This is a genomic window from Streptomyces sp. ISL-1 (assembly GCF_018614585.1).
In the GTDB taxonomy this organism is placed as follows: domain Bacteria; phylum Actinomycetota; class Actinomycetes; order Streptomycetales; family Streptomycetaceae; genus Streptomyces; species Streptomyces maoxianensis.
Genome location: NZ_JAGGOI010000053.1, coordinates 81975 through 101146, shown reverse-complemented (window position 1 = coordinate 101146; position 19172 = coordinate 81975). Strand labels below are relative to the sequence as shown.

General features: G+C 67.7%; 16 protein-coding genes and 1 pseudogene. 10 read left to right on the top strand and 7 right to left on the bottom strand.

The features are described from left to right. Positions 1 to 28 precede the first annotated feature (28 nt). From lipA to J7E87_RS30905, 3 genes are all read left to right on the top strand, one after another. Positions 29 to 994 (top strand): lipoyl synthase, encoded by a 966-nt coding sequence (gene lipA, locus J7E87_RS30915; protein ID WP_215097914.1) that lies wholly within the window; start codon positions 29 to 31, stop codon positions 992 to 994. Positions 995 to 1274: 280 nt separating this feature from the next. Continuing rightward, positions 1275 to 1484: a hypothetical protein gene (locus tag J7E87_RS30910; RefSeq protein WP_215097913.1), complete on the top strand. Its 210-nt coding sequence runs from the start codon at positions 1275 to 1277 to the stop codon at positions 1482 to 1484. Positions 1485 to 1503: 19 nt separating this feature from the next. Continuing rightward, on the top strand, positions 1504 to 2211 hold the full coding sequence (locus J7E87_RS30905) for a DUF4191 domain-containing protein (protein ID WP_215097912.1): 708 nt from the start codon (positions 1504 to 1506) through the stop codon (positions 2209 to 2211). Positions 2212 to 2367: 156 nt separating this feature from the next. Here J7E87_RS30905 and J7E87_RS30900 read toward each other — a convergent pair whose 3' ends face one another. Continuing rightward, positions 2368 to 2835: an RDD family protein gene (locus J7E87_RS30900; RefSeq protein ID WP_215097911.1), complete on the bottom strand. Its 468-nt coding sequence runs from the start codon at positions 2833 to 2835 to the stop codon at positions 2368 to 2370. Between the two features lie 207 nt (positions 2836 to 3042). On the opposite strand from J7E87_RS30900, the gene glnA reads away from it, so the two are divergent. Further along, positions 3043 to 4452, top strand: coding sequence for a type I glutamate--ammonia ligase (glnA, locus tag J7E87_RS30895; protein WP_215097910.1), 1410 nt, complete (start codon positions 3043 to 3045; stop codon positions 4450 to 4452). A gap of 442 nt (positions 4453 to 4894) precedes the next feature. Here glnA and J7E87_RS30890 read toward each other — a convergent pair whose 3' ends face one another. Beyond that, positions 4895 to 8461, bottom strand: coding sequence for a hypothetical protein (locus J7E87_RS30890; protein WP_215097909.1), 3567 nt, complete (start codon positions 8459 to 8461; stop codon positions 4895 to 4897). Positions 8462 to 8594: 133 nt separating this feature from the next. Here J7E87_RS30890 and J7E87_RS35660 point away from each other — a divergent pair. Continuing rightward, positions 8595 to 8771 (top strand): annotated as a pseudogene (locus tag J7E87_RS35660) (site-specific integrase); the annotation flags it as partial. Positions 8772 to 8963: 192 nt separating this feature from the next. Further along, the gene (locus tag J7E87_RS30885; protein WP_215097908.1) at positions 8964 to 9731 is read left to right on the top strand and encodes a hypothetical protein; all 768 of its coding nucleotides are present in this window, start codon (positions 8964 to 8966) and stop codon (positions 9729 to 9731) included. A gap of 129 nt (positions 9732 to 9860) precedes the next feature. Here J7E87_RS30885 and J7E87_RS30880 read toward each other — a convergent pair whose 3' ends face one another. Next, positions 9861 to 10397, bottom strand: coding sequence for an NUDIX domain-containing protein (locus J7E87_RS30880; RefSeq protein ID WP_215097907.1), 537 nt, complete (start codon positions 10395 to 10397; stop codon positions 9861 to 9863). 1 nt (position 10398) lies between these two features. Next, positions 10399 to 11757, bottom strand: coding sequence for a tetratricopeptide repeat protein (locus J7E87_RS30875; protein ID WP_215097906.1), 1359 nt, complete (start codon positions 11755 to 11757; stop codon positions 10399 to 10401). A 228-nt stretch (positions 11758 to 11985) separates the two neighbouring features. On the opposite strand from J7E87_RS30875, the gene J7E87_RS30870 reads away from it, so the two are divergent. The 4 genes from J7E87_RS30870 (at position 11986) to J7E87_RS30855 (ending at position 15034) form a co-directional block, all read left to right on the top strand. Further along, positions 11986 to 12744 (top strand): hypothetical protein, encoded by a 759-nt coding sequence (locus J7E87_RS30870; protein ID WP_215097905.1) that lies wholly within the window; start codon positions 11986 to 11988, stop codon positions 12742 to 12744. Positions 12745 to 12819: 75 nt separating this feature from the next. Then, complete coding sequence (locus J7E87_RS30865) at positions 12820 to 13731, top strand: phosphotransferase family protein (RefSeq protein WP_215097904.1); 912 nt, start codon at positions 12820 to 12822, stop codon at positions 13729 to 13731. Continuing rightward, positions 13732 to 14427, top strand: coding sequence for a bifunctional 2-polyprenyl-6-hydroxyphenol methylase/3-demethylubiquinol 3-O-methyltransferase UbiG (locus J7E87_RS30860; RefSeq protein WP_215097903.1), 696 nt, complete (start codon positions 13732 to 13734; stop codon positions 14425 to 14427). It abuts the gene before it with no gap. Positions 14428 to 14455: 28 nt separating this feature from the next. After that, positions 14456 to 15034 (top strand): HAD domain-containing protein, encoded by a 579-nt coding sequence (locus J7E87_RS30855; protein WP_215097902.1) that lies wholly within the window; start codon positions 14456 to 14458, stop codon positions 15032 to 15034. A 117-nt stretch (positions 15035 to 15151) separates the two neighbouring features. Here J7E87_RS30855 and J7E87_RS30850 read toward each other — a convergent pair whose 3' ends face one another. From J7E87_RS30850 to J7E87_RS30840, 3 genes are all read right to left on the bottom strand, one after another. Further along, positions 15152 to 16837: a relaxase/mobilization nuclease domain-containing protein gene (locus J7E87_RS30850; protein ID WP_215097901.1), complete on the bottom strand. Its 1686-nt coding sequence runs from the start codon at positions 16835 to 16837 to the stop codon at positions 15152 to 15154. Beyond that, positions 16827 to 17438, bottom strand: a complete 612-nt coding sequence (gene mobC, locus J7E87_RS30845; protein ID WP_308313137.1) for a plasmid mobilization relaxosome protein MobC — start codon at positions 17436 to 17438, stop codon at positions 16827 to 16829. Before mobC ends, J7E87_RS30850 begins: the two co-directional genes overlap by 11 nt. A 334-nt stretch (positions 17439 to 17772) precedes the next feature. Next, positions 17773 to 18987 (bottom strand): DUF3631 domain-containing protein, encoded by a 1215-nt coding sequence (locus J7E87_RS30840; RefSeq protein WP_308313139.1) that lies wholly within the window; start codon positions 18985 to 18987, stop codon positions 17773 to 17775. Positions 18988 to 19172 lie beyond the last annotated feature (185 nt).

Here is a 19172-nt window from a genome sequence, read left to right as displayed (position 1 = left end):
GAAGAATCGAAGTCGTAGGGAGCCGGACGTGTCCGCAGTCGCACCCGACGGACGCAAGATGCTGCGCCTGGAGGTCCGGAACAGCCAGACGCCCATCGAGCGCAAGCCCGAGTGGATCAAGACCCGGGCGAAGATGGGCCCCGAGTACACGCAGATGCAGAAACTCGTGAAGAGCGAGGGCCTGCACACCGTGTGCCAGGAGGCCGGCTGTCCGAACATCTACGAGTGCTGGGAGGACCGCGAGGCGACCTTCCTCATCGGCGGCGACCAGTGCACCCGGCGATGTGACTTCTGCCAGATCGACACCGGCAAGCCCGCCGACCTCGACCTCGACGAGCCGCGCCGCGTCGGCGAGTCCGTGGTCACCATGGATCTGAACTACGCCACCATCACCGGCGTCGCGCGCGACGACCTGGAGGACGGCGGCGCCTGGCTGTACGCCGAGACGGTGCGCAAGATCCACTCGATGACGTCGGAGCGCGAGGCGGGCCGCACCAAGGTCGAGCTCCTCATCCCCGACTTCAACGCGGTGCCGGAACAGCTGGCCGAGGTCTTCTCGTCCCGCCCCGAGGTGCTCGCGCACAACGTCGAGACCGTGCCGCGGATCTTCAAGCGGATCCGCCCCGGCTTCCGTTACGAGCGCTCCCTGGAGGTCGTCACGCGCGCCCGCGAGGCGGGCCTGGTCACCAAGTCGAACCTCATCCTGGGCATGGGCGAGGAGCGCGAGGAGGTCAGTGAGGCGCTGCAGCACCTGTACGACGCGGGCTGCGAGCTGATCACGATCACCCAGTATCTGCGTCCTTCCGTACGCCACCACCCGGTCGAGCGCTGGGTGAAGCCGCACGAGTTCGTGGAGCTGAAGGAGGAGGCCGAGGAGATCGGCTTCTCCGGTGTGATGTCGGGTCCACTGGTCCGTTCCTCGTACCGCGCGGGCCGGCTGTACCAGCAGGCGATGGAGGCCCGGGGTGCGGTCGTCGCCCCCCAGACCATGTGAATTCGGGCACAGGCAACTACCGGCCAGTGATGGCCGATTGGACGCGGTTCGTACACTCCCCGCAGGTCGGGGGCGGCGTACGGGCCGCGTCACCGTTTGGGCGCGCGCGGAAAGGTTTCATCGGTGTTTGACCGCTCGGTCATGCACTGGTAACACCAATCAGTGACCCTGGGCTTACGCACAGCTCGCACCGCTCGCTCTGTGCACAGGACTCACCGCTCTCCGTACCACCCCGAACGACTCCCGCTCTTCGTCTCTCACCCCGAGGGGGGACATCCACATGCAGGTCGCGTCAGTCCGTCCAGTACGCGCTACCGCCATCCCGTCCGTCACCGATGCCCTGCGCGCCATGGAGTCGCTGCTCCTTGGCAGCGGCCAGCGCACGGCCCGCAGGAACGCGTGGACGGCAGTCCTCGAAGACCGACGCCGGGCCAAGGACCGGGTCGATGCGCAGCATGTAGTGGAGGCCGTGGCCCACCGCACTTCCTAGGCCACGTAAACTTCCTGTTATGGCGAGGAAGGCAAACACAGACAGCAGTGACGCTGCTGCGAACCCGGGGCGACTGAAGCAGATCGCCCTCACGTACAAGATGACCCGGAAGGCCGATTCGAAGGTCGGTCTTGTCGTCGCGGCTGTGGGAATCGTCACCTTCGGTGTCTTCCTCGCGATCGGCTTCTTGATCGACCACCCCATTTATCTGAGCATCCTCGGATTCCTGCTGGCCTTCCTCGCGATGGCGATCGTCTTCGGACGCCGCGCCGAGCGAGCGGCCTTCGGGCAGATGGAGGGCCAGCCGGGCGCGGCGGCCGCGGTGCTGGACAACGTGGGCCGCGGCTGGAGCACGACCCCGGCGGTGGCGATGAACCGCAGCCAGGACGTGGTGCACCGGGCGGTCGGCAAGGCCGGCATCGTGCTGGTGGCGGAGGGCAACCCGAACCGGCTGAAGTCGCTGCTGGCGGCCGAGAAGAAGAAGATGGCGCGCATCGTGCTGGACGTGCCGGTGCACGACATCATCGTGGGCACCGGCGAGGGCCAGGTGCCGCTGAAGAAGCTGCGCACGACGATGCTGAAGCTGCCGCGGGTGCTCACCGGGCCGCAGGTCACGGCCGCGAACGACCGCTTGCGGGCGATGGGCGACCTGATGAGCAATATGCCGCTGCCGAAGGGGCCGATGCCGAAGGGCATGCGGATGCCGCGGGGCGGAAAGACGCGCTGACGTCGGACGAGACGTCGTAACAAGCGTCGTACGAGACAGGGAAGCGGCCCGGACTCATCAGTCCGGGCCGCTTCCCTGTCTCCGTCTACCGGGTCGTTTCCGTCTGCCGGGTCTCCGTTTACCGGGTCTCCGTCTGCCTGGTCTGCGTTTACCGGGTCAGGTCCTCACCTGTACGGCGCGGGCGAGGCGGTCGTGCAGCCCGCGCCCGTCGCGGTCCCAGATGAGGGCCGGGATCGCGAGGCCCAGGAGCACGCTGCGCACGAGAACCCGGACGACCCCGAGCCGCCCGCCGTCCTCGGAGATGACGCGCAGCCCGAGGATCCGCTTGCCGGGCGTGAAGCCGACGGTTCCGACGGTCAGCACGCTCAGTACGAGGAAGATGCCGAGCGCCCAGTTCCCGACGCCCTGCCGGTCACCGTTCGCGAACAGTCCGTATGCGATCAGGAGGCACAGCCCCCAGTCGATGAGTACGGCGCCGAAGCGCCGCCCGAGGGGTGCGATGGAGCCCGGTCCCGCCTCCGGCAGACCAAGCCGCTCACCGCGGTGACCGAACTCGGCGCCCATGTCCTCGGCCGCCGCACGGGGCCCGGAGAGCCACGATCCGATTGCTTGCCTGTTGTCCACCCGTACACGGTACTGCGCCCGGTTTCACCCACCTGAAGGCGGGGCCTTTGCCCGGCCCCGACTCCGGCCCGGTTAACTTCGGCGAAACAAATGGGTCATGCTAGAGAAATCCGGCCTGCCTAAGGTCAGGTCTCAGCGTGTGCCACCGCACTGGCCGCACGACGAGCTATAAGCCCGTCCCTCCCGGGTCGGGAGTAGGAGGAGTGGATGTTCCAGAACGCCGAAGACGCCAAGAAGTTCATCGCGGACAACGACGTCAAGATGGTCGACGTCCGGTTCTGCGACCTTCCCGGCGTGATGCAGCACTTCACGATCCCGGCGACGGCGTTCGAACCGTCCGACGAGCTGGCCTTCGACGGCTCCTCGATCCGCGGCTTCCAGGCGATCCACGAGTCGGACATGGCACTTCGCGCGGACCTGTCGACGGCACGGATGGACCCGTTCCGCAAGGACAAGACGCTCAACATCAACTTCTTCATCCACGACCCGATCACGGGCGAACAGTACAGCCGTGACCCGCGCAACATTGCCAAGAAGGCGGAGGCGTACCTCGCCTCCACCGGCATCGCCGACACCGCGTACTTCGGCCCGGAGGCCGAGTTCTACGTCTTCGACAGCGTGCGCTTCAGCACCGCGGCGAACGAGGGCTTCTACCACATCGACTCCGAGGCCGGCGCCTGGAACACCGGTGCGCTGGAGGACAACCGCGGCTACAAGGTCCGCTACAAGGGCGGCTACTTCCCGGCCCCGCCGGTCGACCACTTCGCCGACCTGCGTGCCGAGATCTCCCTGGAGCTGGAGGCGTCCGGCCTTCAGGTCGAGCGCCAGCACCACGAGGTGGGCACCGCCGGCCAGGCCGAGATCAACTACAAGTACAACACGCTGCTGGCCGCGGCCGACGACCTGATGCTCTTCAAGTACATCGTGAAGAACGTCGCCTGGCGCAACGGCAAGACCGCGACCTTCATGCCGAAGCCGATCTTCGGCGACAACGGCTCGGGCATGCACGTCCACCAGTCGCTGTGGCAGGGCGGCGTCCCGCTCTTCTACGACGAGCAGGGCTACGCGGGCCTGTCGGACACCGCCCGCTACTACATCGGCGGCATCCTGAAGCACGCCCCGTCGCTGCTGGCCTTCACGAACCCGACGGTGAACTCCTACCACCGCCTGGTCCCGGGCTTCGAGGCGCCGGTCAACATGGTGTACTCGCAGCGCAACCGCTCGGCGGCGATGCGCATCCCGATCACGGGCTCGAACCCGAAGGCCAAGCGCGTGGAGTTCCGCGCGCCGGACCCGTCGTCGAACCCGTACCTGGCGTTCTCGGCGCTGCTGCTCGCGGGCCTCGACGGCGTGAAGAACAAGATCGAGCCCGCGGAGCCGATCGACAAGGACCTCTACGAGCTCGCCCCCGACGAGCACGCGAGCGTCCCGCAGGTCCCGACCTCGCTCCCGGCGGTGCTGGAAGCGCTGGAGGCGGACAACGAGTACCTGCAGGCAGGCGGGGTGTTCACGTCGGACCTGATCGAGACGTGGATCGACTACAAGCGGACGTACGAGATCGCGCCGATCCAGCTCCGGCCGCACCCGCACGAGTTCGAGCTGTACTTCGACATCTAAAGATCAGGTCTGGGTGACCTGGGCGGGAATCCTGAAACATGCGTTGACCTGCGAAAAGACTGCTCAGCAGTTCGCGCTGTTCCCGCTTGCTTTCCGCCCCCTTGTGCACCGCGTGTGCACCGCCCGGCCGATCCTCTGACGTAGCGTCAGCAACAGTGCGGCCGCCACCCCCCCATCGGGGTGGCGGCCGCACTCGTTTTATGGCACGGCCCCACCCAAGACCTACGCATTACGAGGGCCTGCAAGATCGTGCCGAATGGTGATCCGAGATCATGCTTGATCCGGTTTTCCCTGGTCAGAGGATTGCCGGACTCGCCAGCGTGATGTTCGGTCCAGCTGCTGGACGCCCCGCTGACCAGCCCCGAACTACCCATGGTGAACATCACGCCCACATTGCCCCCAATGGAGATCGTCCTCCCTGCCGAGAGGACTACCCGCTCGCTCAATCTCCCCGCACCCGCTCGGCCCGCTCCTTCTGCACCGCCTCCCGCAGCAACGACTCCTGCTGCGCGCGGCCCGCAGCCGCGACAGCAGTGAGAGCAGGCACACGGGTCGAGAGAGTGGTGAAGTAGTCGATGAGTTCCTGGTGCCTCGTAGAGGCAGAGCCCCACCAGGTGTCGTACCACGCAGCTGTGGCGGCGATGTGAGCAGCAGGAACACCGTGGTCAAGCAGCACAGGGCCGAGGCTCTCCAAGATTTCGTTGCGCTGGCCGGAGAGCGCTTCGAGAAGTCGGTCGGCGGTGACTTCACCTTCGCGGAGCAAACGTTCAGCCAGGTCTCGATCGGGGCCAACTAATTGGATGAGAGGGCTGGGCCCGATTCGGGGGAGGCCAGCACAACGGATGGCGAGCCGATATCGGTGTGTTTGGGGAAGACTTGCCAGGTGAGCCTCGCAGCCACGGGGTTCGAGCGGAGTGAAGAAGCCCCGGTCGGTCATCTCGTCGAGCCGTTCGGTGAACCATGCCTCGAAGAGATCGGGATCGCTCTCGGCCAGGTGCCCGAGCAACTGACCGGCCCGCCATTGGCTGTGCTGGGGCAGGTCCTCCACCCTCATGTGCTGTACGGCCTCACGCCAGGCCGGTCGCCATACCTCGGGCAGCGAGGGGCCATGACGCTGGCCTACGGCGAAGCTAACGGCGGCGCTACTGGCGATCGCGGCGATCGGGTGCAGCAGCAGCCGTTGCAGCACCTCATCCGGCTCATCGTGTACGAACAGCGAGTCGAGTAGGCCGACGTCCTCCTTCCTCATCGCTGCGATCACGAACTCGGCGGACTCGTCGATCTCAGCGCGTCCGAGCACAACGCTGATAACACCGGAACGAAAGTCCGGATTGTCCAGAGACCTGGCGAGGATGTCCCTCGGGACCGTAGTGGGATCGGTCTTGAGCCACTGTCCCAGTGCGCTGCGAAGCAGGAGCGGGTTCCCGGACGTCGCAGCGGCCTCATACCAGGCACTTGGGTCGCTCAGGAGGGGTGCCATCTGGTCAGCAACCCAGATCCCACCACTCTGGTCACCGGCAAGCGCCGATTGCTCGGCCAGCTCACCGAATCGCGCCACTCCGTCGTACGGTCCTAGCTCTGCAATCTTCTGTGCGAGGGCCTCCACAGAGAGGGGCGGGTCCGGCTCAGCAGCGTCGGCAGCGTCGGCAGCGTCGGCAGCGTCGAGGTGACTCCACCACCCCCGACCTGCGAAGGCTTCCAGGTCCGGATCAACATTGAACGAAGGGAGTTCACGCCCGGTGCCATCGCGCTCGCGCAGTGAGTCGAGCATGCGCTGAGCGCGTAGGGCCAAGCCAGGAGAGGCTTGGAGCAGGGGATACAGCGTGGCAAGGATGCGGCCCCCTCCTTCAACCCCCAAGCGCTTTTGCTCATCTGTGGGTCCCGCATGGCCAGTTGCGTGCCCCTCGCCGAGCCGTAGCCAGGTGAGCGCGAGGTCGAGCAGCGGAACGAGCGCGCTCGGAGGGCATCCACAGGGTCTCTCCAGTTCGTCCTCTGCGTCGAGAACTGCCGCAACCTGCTCCCACAAGGAAATGAGCTGGGCCAAGTTCTCCGCCCTGTCGATGCCCCGGCTCAGGGTAACGGTGTTCGGCGCGCCGGGATCAGTCCAGTTTCCCGACACTTCCACGGTAAAGATGCTCGCCAACATCTCGGTCGCCACGGCCCAATGCGACGGTTCGCGATGAGCACGCAGCCAGTCCAGTGCAGACCGCAGCAGGAGCCTGCGAATCTCGATCTCGGTGCCGAAGTCAGGGTCGATGATGCCGGCCAAGTCACTCAACACGCGCAACGGGTGTTGCGGCGTGGAGTGACGCGGACGGTGGTCACCCACAGCAAGGTCGAGTAGGCCGGAAACAGCGTCGGGCAGCAGAAACTGTTCTGCAGATTGGATCAGTTGTCGAACCGCAGCGTCACCAGCAAGGTCAACGGAAACTCCAGATAGCTGATGAACCTCGCGTGGCCCATCAAGAACGGCGTGGGCGGCCGCGACGGCAAATTCAGCTGCCCGTCGGTCCAGCTGGGCGTATTCCGACACCACGGCGAAAATTTCGGTATCCCAATCAGTCGGCGCGGGCAGCGCACGGATCCAGGCTGCCGCCGCCGCGCGAGCAGCGGGGGAGTCAGAGACCCGGGCAGCAGACATCACCGCCAACGCGAGGTCTGAAGCCCGTTCTGGAAAGGCATCACAAACGGTGGACCATGGCCTGCCAGCAGGGGTGGTGAAGAACCACCGAGCTACGAGTGGCGCGCGCAGTGCTGGCTGCAAGCGCCAGACATCGCCAACGGTTTCAACTAGGCCATTGCGCGCGAGCCGCTCCATCAGGCCGGACATGCTGGCTGGCGGCTCGCCGACGAGGGGCGCCAGCGCGTACAGCGTCTCGGTGGACGCACCTCCAAGGGCCGCTACGCAAGCCAGGGTGTCCACAGCCGTCTCGGATTCAGTGACGCGCCGGAGATGTCGTTCCACATTCGCCAGGTGCGCCCTACCAGTTACAACGCTGTCGCCCTCCCCCGTGGCAAGCAACTCACAGAGCGTAAGGGCCCAGCCCGGTCTGCCGTCCGCCTGAGCGAGAACCACAGCACGTGCCCGGTGGCCGGTCACACCGACTGAGGTGACCAACGTGTTCATGTCGGCCCGCTCCAGCAAGTCGACGTCAACACGGACGGCCCCCGGAAGAGCTGACATCACCTCGTCATCCCTGTCAGGCCAGGTCGGCGCGACGATAACGAATGAGAGGTCTGCCTGGCGGCGAGCCCGCCGGAGAACGCGGATGTCGTCGAGGCGAACATGGGCGTCGTCCACCACGACGGCATCAGGCCGGGCCTGCAACAGTTCGTCGATGAGTCGGTCGAGTTGCGTCTGCTCAAGGTAGACGACGCGGCGGTCCAGCTCAGCCGTAAGCCGTGTCTTTCCCACACCGGGGACACCGACCACAACAGTGTCGCGACCGGCATCAACCTCACTGTCGAGCACTGCAAGGGTGCTCTCCCGGCCCACGAGCGGGGTCAGGTCCGTCACGTGGTCCGGTGCCTCGAGCGGGCGGTCAAGCAGGGCACCCAAGTCCGCCGCGATGCGCAGAAGGTTCCATCGCCAAGCCGGCTCACGCACGAAGTGGTCAACGAACCATTCCTGGGCGTAGATGTGCGGTGCTGGGAGGCTGCGTCTCGCACACAACCGGTCCATGGCCGCGCGGGTAGTCGCGTCAACTGCCCGTGAGCAGGCCACCACAATCAGGTCGGCCCGCACGCCCTCCTCGCGCATTCTTCTGAGACCGGTGCGTAGATTCGCCACCGGATCACCCGTGGTGACCAGCAGCCGTCCCCGGGCATCCACGTCGTCGGTGCCAAGGGGAAAGTAGATGTCGGCATCACGACCGAAGTCATGACCACCCTCGACTGCAGACAGACCCGGGTACCGCGATTGCAGGAGCGCGCACGCGCAGCGCTCGAACTCTGTTGGATGGATGGCTTGTTCTCTTAGCGCCTGACGCACGCGTACTACGAGATCCACGAATGGTCATGATACGCACCGCTTGTAATCAATTTTGCGATGATGAGCATGTTGCTTCCGCTCGCAGCACTACAGCGTGTCGCTGATCGCTAGGTCAGCCAAGAACTGCGCACGACTCGGTAGTCACCACGACTTCCTCTGGTTCGTGGCCGAGGATCGGTTGTACGCCTCGTAATGCCTGGCTGCCTTCCGCGGCCTGCATCGAGGCGAGGCATGCGGCCAGCCCTGGCCGGAGACCAACCTGGACCGGCGCTCCCTCCTCGTCACCGGCCAACTCGTCCGGGACAGATGGGACGTTGAGAGGCATGAACTCATGCAGGTCAGGGCTGAGTCACATGCCCACGGACTCACCGGGACGGCGACGGATAGAGGCGCGCACGTGGCCGCTACCGCAGCCAGAGACGCGCCGAGAGGCTTCCTGCCAACTAGACGCTGTCCCAAGTCAGTTGTCAGTGCCTGCCCCTATGGTTCCAAGCAGCCCTGGCGAGCCGAGGAGGACACCGTGACGGAAGCGCCCCACAGGAAGTACGACAACACCACCATCGCTGCGCTCATGACCTTAGCCAGAGGCGGCTGCTACGCCCCCCGCTGCGGAGCACCGACGATCCGCTTCATTGACGGCGAGCCCGTTCTCAACTTGGACATTGCCCACATTCGCGCCCTGAAGCCGGGCGGGAAGCGATTCGACTCCACATGGAGCGTGGAGGGCAGGAACAGCTTCGCCAATCTGATGCTGCTATGCAATGTGCATCACAAGCGGGTTGATGGTGCGGATGGTGAGAAGTACACCGTAGAGATCCTCGAAAAGTGGAAGAGCGATCGCGAGGCCGACGGTCGGGGCGCCCTTGTGGGGTTGAGCGGACTGACCGAGTCCCGGCTGGTCGAGATGATCCAAGAGGCACAGGATCAGTACGTTGATCGGCTCGCTCCTGTGCTGGGTGCCATCGCAAAACAGGTGCCGGAGCTGTCTTCACTCGTCAAGGTCCTCAAACAGGACCTTGAACGCACGCTGGTGCGCACGCAGGGCATTTCAGAGGACACGGCTTGGATGGTGTACGAAGCCAGCCGAAACCTGTCACATCTACAGGACAACGCACCCTTGTTGATGCAAGCAGGAGACGACCTCGCACACCTGCAGGACAACGTCGCTCTGTTGACCTCCGCAGCACGTAGGTTGACGGGAGTGGCAGATCTACCGGCAGCACTCGAAGACGCGTCCAGGAGCATCCAGAGCGCTGCCGCTGCGCTCTCAGATGCGAGGAGGTACTGACCTGGCTGTCCGATCGACGTCGGCCATGTCCACCCACAGGGTCCCGTCGGCGATCAATGCCTTGCAGACGTCAGCACGGGTCGACAGTTCACGGCTCACGACGGCCTCCTCGAATGACTGGAGGTGCCTTCACCGATGCCAGCCGTCGAGGGAGACCTCTGGCCCGCCGGTGAGATACCGGCGGAGGGCGCTGGCGGTGGTGTCCACGAATTCGTCGGGGATGGCGTCGGCGGCGACCCAGCGGACCTGGGCGTGCTTGCGTGGTTCACGGTTCTCGGGCTCGCCGGTCCACTCGTGAGCGGCGAAGACAACGGTGAGGAAGCCGTTCGGGGCCTCAACTCCCCAGGCACCGTGAATGATGTGGGCGACCTTCAGAGCCTCGGACTTCACCGTCAGGCCGGTCTCCTCGTACAGCTCGCGGACCGCGGTCTCGGTGATCGGCTCGCCCGGCTCGCTCTTGCCGACCGGCAGGTCCCACATGCCCTGGGCGAACTTGGCGTTCTCACTGCGTTGGAGGAGGACGACGCGATCGGTGGCCTGGTCGTGGACGATGACGGCCGCGACCAGCAGGGTCATGGATTCGAGGGCGGGCTTGAGGGCTTTGGGCTGGTCGTCGGTGGTGGGTTGAGCCACTGTGCGTCCCTTCGTCGGCCGGTTGGTGGGCATGTTAGGCGAGTGCTTCGCGCGCGCGGCGGGCGAGTTCGGCGGCTCCGGGTACTTTGCGCCGCTGGTAGATCGCGAGGGTGGACCGCAGTGAGGTGATCGCCTTGCGGGTGCGGTCGGAGGTCATGCCTTCCATGAGCGTCAGGGCCTGCGACCAGGCGGCGACGGCCTCGTCGGCGCGGGCTTGGGCGGCGAGGCTGTCACCCAGGTCGGCGTACGTGAGGGCGTGGACGCGCTTGTACTTCACGGGGTCCCAGCGGACCAGGGCGTCGCGGTGCTGTTGCTCGGTGCCGATGTGGTCGGCGAGGTCGGTCAGGGTGCGGGCGGTGTGGCTAGCCACGGTGCCGGCGGCCGGGCCGCTGACGCGGGAGTAGCTGGGCTGAGGGCCGTCGTCGCGCAGGAGAGCGTCCTCGGCGGCGAGCAGGGCGCGTGCGGCGGCCGGCTTCTCGCCTGTAGCGGCGTAGGCGCGGGCGTGGGTGATGTGAAGCAGGGCCTCGGTCTGGCCGTCGATGTGGCCGAGGCCGCCAGCAAGGGCGGCTTCAGCGAGGTCCACGCAGTGGTGGGGCTGCTTGAGGCTGAGGGCCTGGTGGGCAAGAGCGCGCATCATCCAGGCGGCATGGCCGTGCGGGTCGGCCTCGCAGGCGAGTTGGTAGCCGACTTGGTAGTAACGCTGAGCGGCGCCTTCCTGGCCGAGGTCATGGTGCTTCCAGCCTGCCAGGTAGGTGAGTTCGGCCACCGCCCCGAAGGCGGCCCGGCGTAAGGCTTCGGTCGGGAAGCGGGCGCGGAGCATGGGAGCGGCTGTGTCGGCGAGGTAGGCGGTCACAGTGGTCAGGCCGTGGCCTCCGCCCAGGCGTTCGTCGGCGGCGCTGAAGGCGGCGGTGATCTGGCGTACGACGTCCACGTCCTCCGGTCCCACCAGGGTCGCGCCAGTACGGGCGCGGAGCATGCGGGCGGTGGCTTCGTGGTCGTAAGCAAGGGGCATGGCGACGCCGGCCGTGGTGAAGGCGGCGATGGCGAGGAAGCGGCGTCGTTCGACGTCGGCGCGGCCGAGGTCGGTTGCGGCAACGACCGGATCCTGGTCCGGTTCGTCGGCCGTGGATTCCGGTGTGGTCAGGCCGATCTCGACCTGAGTGATGGTCCTTTGCGACCGGCGGGAGAGGGCTTCGGCGAGGTACTGGCCAGTCCTCCCGGTGGGCTGGCGGGCTCCGCTTACCCAGTGCGAGATGGCCGACTTGTTGGTCTGCAGCATCTCGCCGTTCTCCGCGGCGACGCGGCGGACGTCCTTGGCGAGGGCCTCGAAGGTGCAGCCGACGGCCTCGATGGTCTCGCGCAGACGAGAGTTGGGCTCTCTCGACGCTGCCACGATCGCCTCCGCTCCGGGCTGTAAACCGCGTATACCGCTTGGCCTGCCCTTCACCGTACCCACTGAGCGTGACCGGCGGTTCACTAATCATCAGCCGCTCGGAACGGTTCCAGGTCCGACCGTGAATCCAGGCTCCCCACTTGGCCGGGCGGCCCCAAGTTGCGTACACCCGCTCCGGGTTCGGGCATTCCTGTGCCCGAACCTGGCCGACCAGAAACGGAGACCCCGGTGACCACCATCGACACGGCACCCACCACGGCCATCACGGTCGAGCTGCCCGAGGCATTCGACGAGCGCTGGAGCCGCCTACCCGGCATCCAGGTCGAAGGCCGGCGCATCACCATCGACCCGGCCGACTACTTCTTCCGCTTCGAGTCCAACACCTGGCTCGTCGCCGACTGGACGCTGGTCAAGTCCCAGCTCCTGGACGTGAACGAGACCACGCAGAGCGCGGTCGAGCAGCTCGCCCTCGACTTCGTGAAGGCCCATGCCACCTCCACGTCGGACGCGGCCCAGGTCCTGGCCACCGCGTACGAGGTGTACGCGTACCTCTTTCGGGATGAGCACCTCGCCGCTCTCGGGCTGCCGCAGATCACCGCTGCCCACCTGCGGATGCTGCGCGAGGCGGCCACGCTGATGGCGCTGGACAAGGTCGAGCTGGACGGGCACATCTCGAACGTCGGACCGTGCTGGTTCTTCCCCGCCGCCACCTCGGTCGTCTTCGACCTGGACGACGAGACCGGCGGCATGCTCGACGAGGTCTACCACGGCGGCTGGTTCAACGAGCACCGCCGCATCGAGTCCATCAAGGCCCACGCCGCGCTCGGCGGACGGCTCGTGCACGGCTGCCAGTCCGTGCCGGACCAGTCCGGTGGCGTCGTCGCGCCCTACGGTGCCTCGATGGCCAACTTCCGTAACGACCTTGCCCAGTTCAAGGCCGGATGGATCGAGCAGGTCTACGCCCGTCGCGTGACCCCCGCCACATAGCCCGCACCCGACCTGGCTCCGGGGCGGGCCGGCACCTTCGCCCGCCCCGGACGCCCTCCACCGCAGGAGCCACCTATGGACGCGAACCTGAACGCCGAACTCTTGGACAACGTGCTGACCGCTGCCGGCCAGTCCGCCGTAGCGCGCGAAGAGGTGCGCGTCTGGTCCATGTCCGGCGTCGAACGCCTGACGCTCCCCGACGGCGCCACCGCCATCTTCAAGTACGCCAAGAAGCCCTTCGACAGCGAAGACCAGGCCCTCCGCCTGGCCCACACCCTCGGTGTCCCGGTCCCCAAGGTCCATGCCTCCGCGGTGCTCGACGGCTGGCTCGGGATGCTGCTGGAAGATCTCGGAACCCCTATCCGCGACGCCGACGACCTCGACGGCGCTGCCGCAGCCGTAGTCCTGCACCACACCCGCACCGCCGCCGCCCTGCCCGTCCTCGACCAAGAAGCCCTACGGTCCCTGCCCGGCAGGGCGCTGGATCACCTCGATCAGCTTCGCAAGGCTGAGCGGTGGCAGGACGCGGACGACATCGAGAGCGCGCTCGACCAGCTCGCCCAGGCCGCCGAAGCCCGCTCGGCCGGAACGACGGTGGCGCCGTTCGGCTGGGTGCATTCCGAGTTCCACCCCACCAGCCTCCACATCGGCCAACGCGGATGGCGCCTGCTGGACTTCGCCCGTGCCTTCACCGGCCCCGGCCTTCTCGACCTCGCCAGTTGGCACGGCACCCTCGAGGAGCCCGACCCCGTACGCCTGCGCGTATTCCTGGAGACCTACGTCACCGAGGGCGGCACCCCTGATGCCCTCGCCGAGCGGGGCGGTCTCGCCGCCGAGAATTGGGCGCTGGGCTGGCACCGTATGTGGGCGGTGGAGTGGTTCATGGAGCAGGCCATCCGCTGGATCAACGACCCGGCCACCGACCCTGCGTACATCAAGGTCGTGCGCCGCCACCTCACCGATGCCCTCCGGCTCCTGGAGGTCTAGATGCCGCTCGCTCAGGCATCCCCCTGGCACGCACACGCGCTCCAGCGCACCGCTGTCGGCCTCGCCGGAGCACTCCCCGTACCGGCCCGCATGGAATGGACCACCAGGCCCGGCAGCGGCCCAGGTGCCGAGATCCTCGGCCACGACCTGCCACGGAGGCGGCTGCTCGAACTCGGCTGCGGCCCCGGCCACAACGCCGCCCACCTCGCCACCCGGCACGGGGCACGCGTCACCGGCCTCGACCTCGTCGGCCTTCAAATCCGCCGAGCCCGCTCCCACTACGGACGTCTCAGCAACCTCACCTTCGTCGCCGGCCATGCCCTGCACTACCTGCAGGCCAGCGACGAGCAGTTCGACGCCATCTACTCGGTCTTCGGCGCCATCGGCCTGGTAGCCCCCGAACTCCTGCTCCCGGCCATCGCCCAGCACCTGAAGCCCGGCCGCACTCTGGCCTTCACGGTGCCTCACCCCGAGCGCGGCGGCCGCCGTCCCTCACCAGACGACTGGCCGCGCCGCGATCACGTCGTGCTCCCGGACCGCACCCGACTGCCCGTCGCGCGCTGGGACTTCGACGCCGGCCGATGGGAGACGCACCTCGACCGCGTGGGCCTCTGGGTCACCTCAGCCCAGGAGTTCCACGACGCCCGCCACGGCCACTGGCCCACCACCTTGCTGATCAGCGCCCGCAAGCTCTGACCCTCGCTCCAGCTCCTGGGAGGAACCGATGCGCCAGCCCTACCTGCTCCTCGACATCGACGGAGTCCTCATACCGTTCCCGGCCGACGACGGGGCCACCCCGGCCACGCACGTCCGGCACGACGTCGTCCCCGCCGGACGAAGCGCCGACGACCCCGTCGCCGTCTGGCTCAACCCCGACCACGGCCCCCTGCTCATGGAAGTGTTCCGAACCGGCCTGGTCAGCCCTGTCTGGTGCACCAGCTGGCGCAGGGATGCCGCCACCTTGATCGGCCCGCTCCTCGGCCTCCCGTCCTTGCCGTACGTGGATCTCCCGCGCCCACAGATCACCACCAGCCATCCCGACGGCTACCTCTGGAAGCGCGACTTCGTAGACAGTTGGCTGGGTGACGCGCCCGCCGTCTGGATCGACGACGACTTCACCGGCCTCGACCACGCGTGGGCCGCAGAACGCACCACCCGCGGCTCGGCGACCCTGCTCGTCCAACCTGACCCCCGCATCGGGCTCCGAGACGAGCACCTGGCGCGCGTGCGAGCGTGGGCCAGGCAACTGATCACCTCACCGGCCGGTGAACCGGCAGCCACGAGCAAGGGCCAAGCTGCCTGATCTACCGGGCGCCCAGGCAAGTTGATGCCCTCGCCGCGACGAGCGGCGAGGGCACCTGTTCTGGCTCAGCACTGCCGATTGGGGCCAGGCTGCCTCGGCTCCCTGAGGCCGATGCTGCTACCGGTGTCGGCCGCGTTCTTCGGTATTCGTGCTCATCGTTGAGGTCGCGGGTCGTGTCGCTTTCGGCGCTTTTCGCATGGATGCAGTGCCACTACGGGTACTTGGCGTGCGCGCTGCCTGTGCGCGCTTGTTGGGCTGTGCGGTGATGCGCCAGGTGAGGACTTCGGCCGGGCGTTCGGCCGTGTCGAGCTCTCGGCTGGCAGCCACTTCGGAAAGGAGACGCCGGGCGTTGTGGCCGGCGGATTCCGCGCGGGCAAGTGTGGTGACCAAGGCTGGCCAGGCGGCGTCGGTGAGGACGCGGTCGGCATGGTCTGGTATGGCCTGGCGTACGGCGGTTTCGAAGCGCTGGATGGTCTGGGGGCGTGGGGCGCGCTGGGCGAGGTCCGCCAGGGCGGGCTCGGCGGTTTGGCGGTAGCTCTCCTGGAGGTGGCGGAAGGCTTCTTCGGCTGCTGCGGCCTGCTGTACGTGGCCGCGTTGCTCGTGCCACTTGGAGGCGGCTCGGGCCAGGTGCAGGGCGGTGAAGATGAGGGCTATGGCGAGGCCACCTGGGATGTTAGCGGCGTGGGTGAGTTCCCTGGCGGCTTGGCGGAGTTCGGTGGCGGCCTGGTGGTCGGCGCGGATCACGGAGCGGCGGGCGCGGTTGAACGCCGAGGCTGCTGCTTGCAGTTCGGCCTGATGAGGGCCGGGGATGTTGCGGGCCACGTTGTGCAGGATGTCGGCGAAGGCGTCCAAGTGGCCTTGGGCGGTGGCGTCGTCGCCCGCGTCGAGCGCGGTGAGGGCCGTACGCACAGCGGATTCCGTACGGCGCCACGGCTCGGCCGGGTCCGCCACCTGTTGGGGCCGGTCGGGCACGTCCTGGGTGGGGAGGCGTTCGGCCAGGCGGTTGTAGGACAGGTCAGGGGCGAGCGCGGAACCACCGAAAAAGATGGTGTCACCGGGGGCGGCCAGGCTGTAGCCGTCCACCTCATCGGTCTTGGCGCTCACGCGCAGCTTGACCTGGATACCCAGCGACGTGAGCACGCTGAAGTAGTCGTCGATGCTGCGCACCGCGGCGGCAACCTCGTACGCCCGCTCGCGCAGCCACTCCCGCGTGGTCACCTCCTGGCCCAGGCGCTCGGCCTTGGCCCGCTCCGCCCCGGTGGGCGTCTTCGGGGCGGTCAGGTCGCCGGACTTGAGGCGGCGCAGCCCGAACTCGGCCTCGATCTTGCGGCACTCCTGCTGCGCCCGCCAGCCATCCCGGTTCGTACGCGGGCGGCGGCCGTCGGCGCGCACGGTGGTGGCGAGGATGTGGATGTGGTCGTCCGCGTGCCGCACGGCGATCCACCGGCATGCCTGGTCGTCGCCCTCGGGTGCGATACCGGTAGCGGCGACGACCCGGCGGGCGACCATGGCCCACTCGGTGTCGGTCAGGTAACGGTCGCCGGGCGCGGTGCGTACCGGGCAGTGCCATACATGCTTCGGCGGCTTCTTGCCGAGTTCGCGGGTGCGCAGGTCGACGTGGTGGTCGAGGCGTCGGGCAAGTTGGGTGTAGGTGGCTTCGGGATCGCGGCCTGGGTCGGGGGCGCCGGTCATGTCCCAGGCGGCCACGATGTGCGGGTCGGTGTGCTCGTCGCGGCGGCCCGGCCCGAAGAGGTAGTTGATCAGGCTGCGGGTGTCGGAGCCGGAGGAGACATCAGGCACCATGGCCAGCGCCGCCTTCCGCCACGAGCTCGTCCATCAACTCGTAGTTGCGCTGGACGGCTTGGTCGACGTGGTCGAGTACGACCTCGGCCTGGTCGGGGACGGCTCCGCTGTTGATGGCCATGGTGATCTGGTTGAGGTTGGTGCCGATCCGGTTCAGCGCCTTGGTGTGGGACTCGACGGCCTCCACCAGCGGGCGGATGGGATCGTCCTCCGGGCTGCCGGTCATGGTCGCCTTGCCGAGCGCGACCGCGAGGGCGGCGTCGCCGACGAACCCGGCGAACTTCTGACGGCGCCGCTTGGCTGCCTCGTCGATGATGCGCACCGCGGTCGGGGTGAAGCGGATCTTCTTCTCCTGGTCGCGCCTCTCGATGGTGCGCTTGCGGTTCAACCGCGCAGGCAGCGCGGGGGCGTCGGGCTCACGCCACGAGGGCTGCTCAACGGGCAACGGAGTGCGGGCAGGTGACTCGGGCTGCGGGACGGCGAGCTCGGCGGGCAGCTCATCGTGTACGGCGGGAGTGTTGGCGGCGGACGCGGCGTTGGGCTCAGCCACCCCCTCCTCCGGCTCGGGTGCCCGCTGGCGCCCGGCCTCCTCCTCCGCCACCCCTGGGGCGGGGGCAAGCGCGGACGAAGCCCCGTTAGGGGCTCGAACGCTCCAGCTTGCTGCTGTTCGTCGGCCGAGGCCGAGCCATCCCCAGCGGCGAGGGGGGTAGTGGTTGCTGGTGCCGGTGTCGGGCATCGTGGTGCTCCAATGGCAGGAGTGGTGCGGTGTCGCATCCGTTGCATGCGTCGCGTGCCTGGTCAGCACAGGTACGGACGGCCGGGCAGGTACGGATACGTCCGTCCCGGTGAGAGAGTCCGTCGCCGTGCTGACCTGCGCGGGGACGGATGCGACGCACTGCTGCGGACTACTGCCCAGGTGCGATACGCGGGCGGGGTCAGAGAGTTCGCTTCGGTCCGGCGGGACCTCCGGGCGGGCCGACGGGCAGCGAACCCGCCGGCCCGTCCATGAGCGGCTTGCGTTGCGTCGGGCGGGCGGGTGAGGTGCCGTGGGCGGGCTCGGGTAGAGCCTCCGCCTGGATCAGGTCGGGGCAGTGGCGGGCCCAGGCGTCCAGGAATCGGTTGCGCAGATATGCCTTGGCCTGCCTGCCCTGGTCGAAGCGGTAGTTGGCGGGGCCGATGCCGAAGTCCCGCAGCAGGTTGCCCAGATGGTAGGCGTTCATCCCTTTGGCGCCGTGCTCCGCCCACGGAGCGTCCGCGTCCTGGATCAGAGCAGCGACCAGATCCAGGGTGGGCAGGGCCTCGGGGTTGTTCGCCCGCTCGAAGATGCGGTGGATGTCGCGCAGCAGCCGTGTCTTGAGGCTCGTCTGTTCGTCCTGGACCGCCTCGTGCCGAGTCATGGCCAGGCAGGCGGCGCGAGCCCCAGCGGGCCAGTGACCGCCGGCCAGGTCGGCGATGATGACCAGCGGCTCCCAGGTATCCGCCGCCCGGTCCTCCACCGGCATCGCCGGAACCATGCGGGCAGCCGTGCCGCGCAGTGGCCCGAGCCAGGCGGCCAACCGGTCACGCAGCACGTTGAGTTCGGGCGCCGCGTATCGCGTTCGGAACGGGGCGACCTTCTCGCCAGGCTTGCGCTTTTGCATCCGCAGTACGACCGACCGGTCGGTGATCGTATCCGGCAGGTCACCGATCCCCGCGATCGCGGCCAACGCGAAGGTGGGGAACGGGGTGGGCTTGTGCTCCGGGCCGGAGATCCGCCACGCGGGCCGGTTGCGCTGGTGCCCGGCGTTCAGCAGGCCGCGCAGGATCTCGCTGTCGCCGCTTGCCTTGGGGCTGAAGATGGTGTCCGCCTCGTCGACCAGCAAGGTGGGCGGGATCTTGCCGATGGTGCGGAAGATGACGGCCGGTGAGGTGTTCACCGTCATCATCGGGTCGTGGACGGTCTCGTAGAGCACATCCAGCACGCGGGACTTGCCGCAGCCCTTGGTCGGGCTCATCACCGCCAGGCGGGGCGCGTGCTGCAGGGCGGTCTGGATATGCGTGGCCGCCACCCAGAGGGTGACCGCGGTCAGCGCTTCTTCGTTGGGCAGCACCACGTACTTGCCGATCGCTGACCGCAGCTCGTCCAGCAGCACCGCTCCCTCACCGGTCACCGCAACCGCATCGTCCCCGGTCCCCGACGAGCCACCGGAATCCGAGGTGCCGCCCAGCTCGGTCCCCACCCGGCCGCCCGTCCCCAACTCTTCTCCGGTCCCCAGTGACCGTTGGGGACCGGAATCCCGGTCCCCAAGTCGCTGTGATTCGTCCCCGTCGCGGTCCCCAAACGCGGTCCCCATCA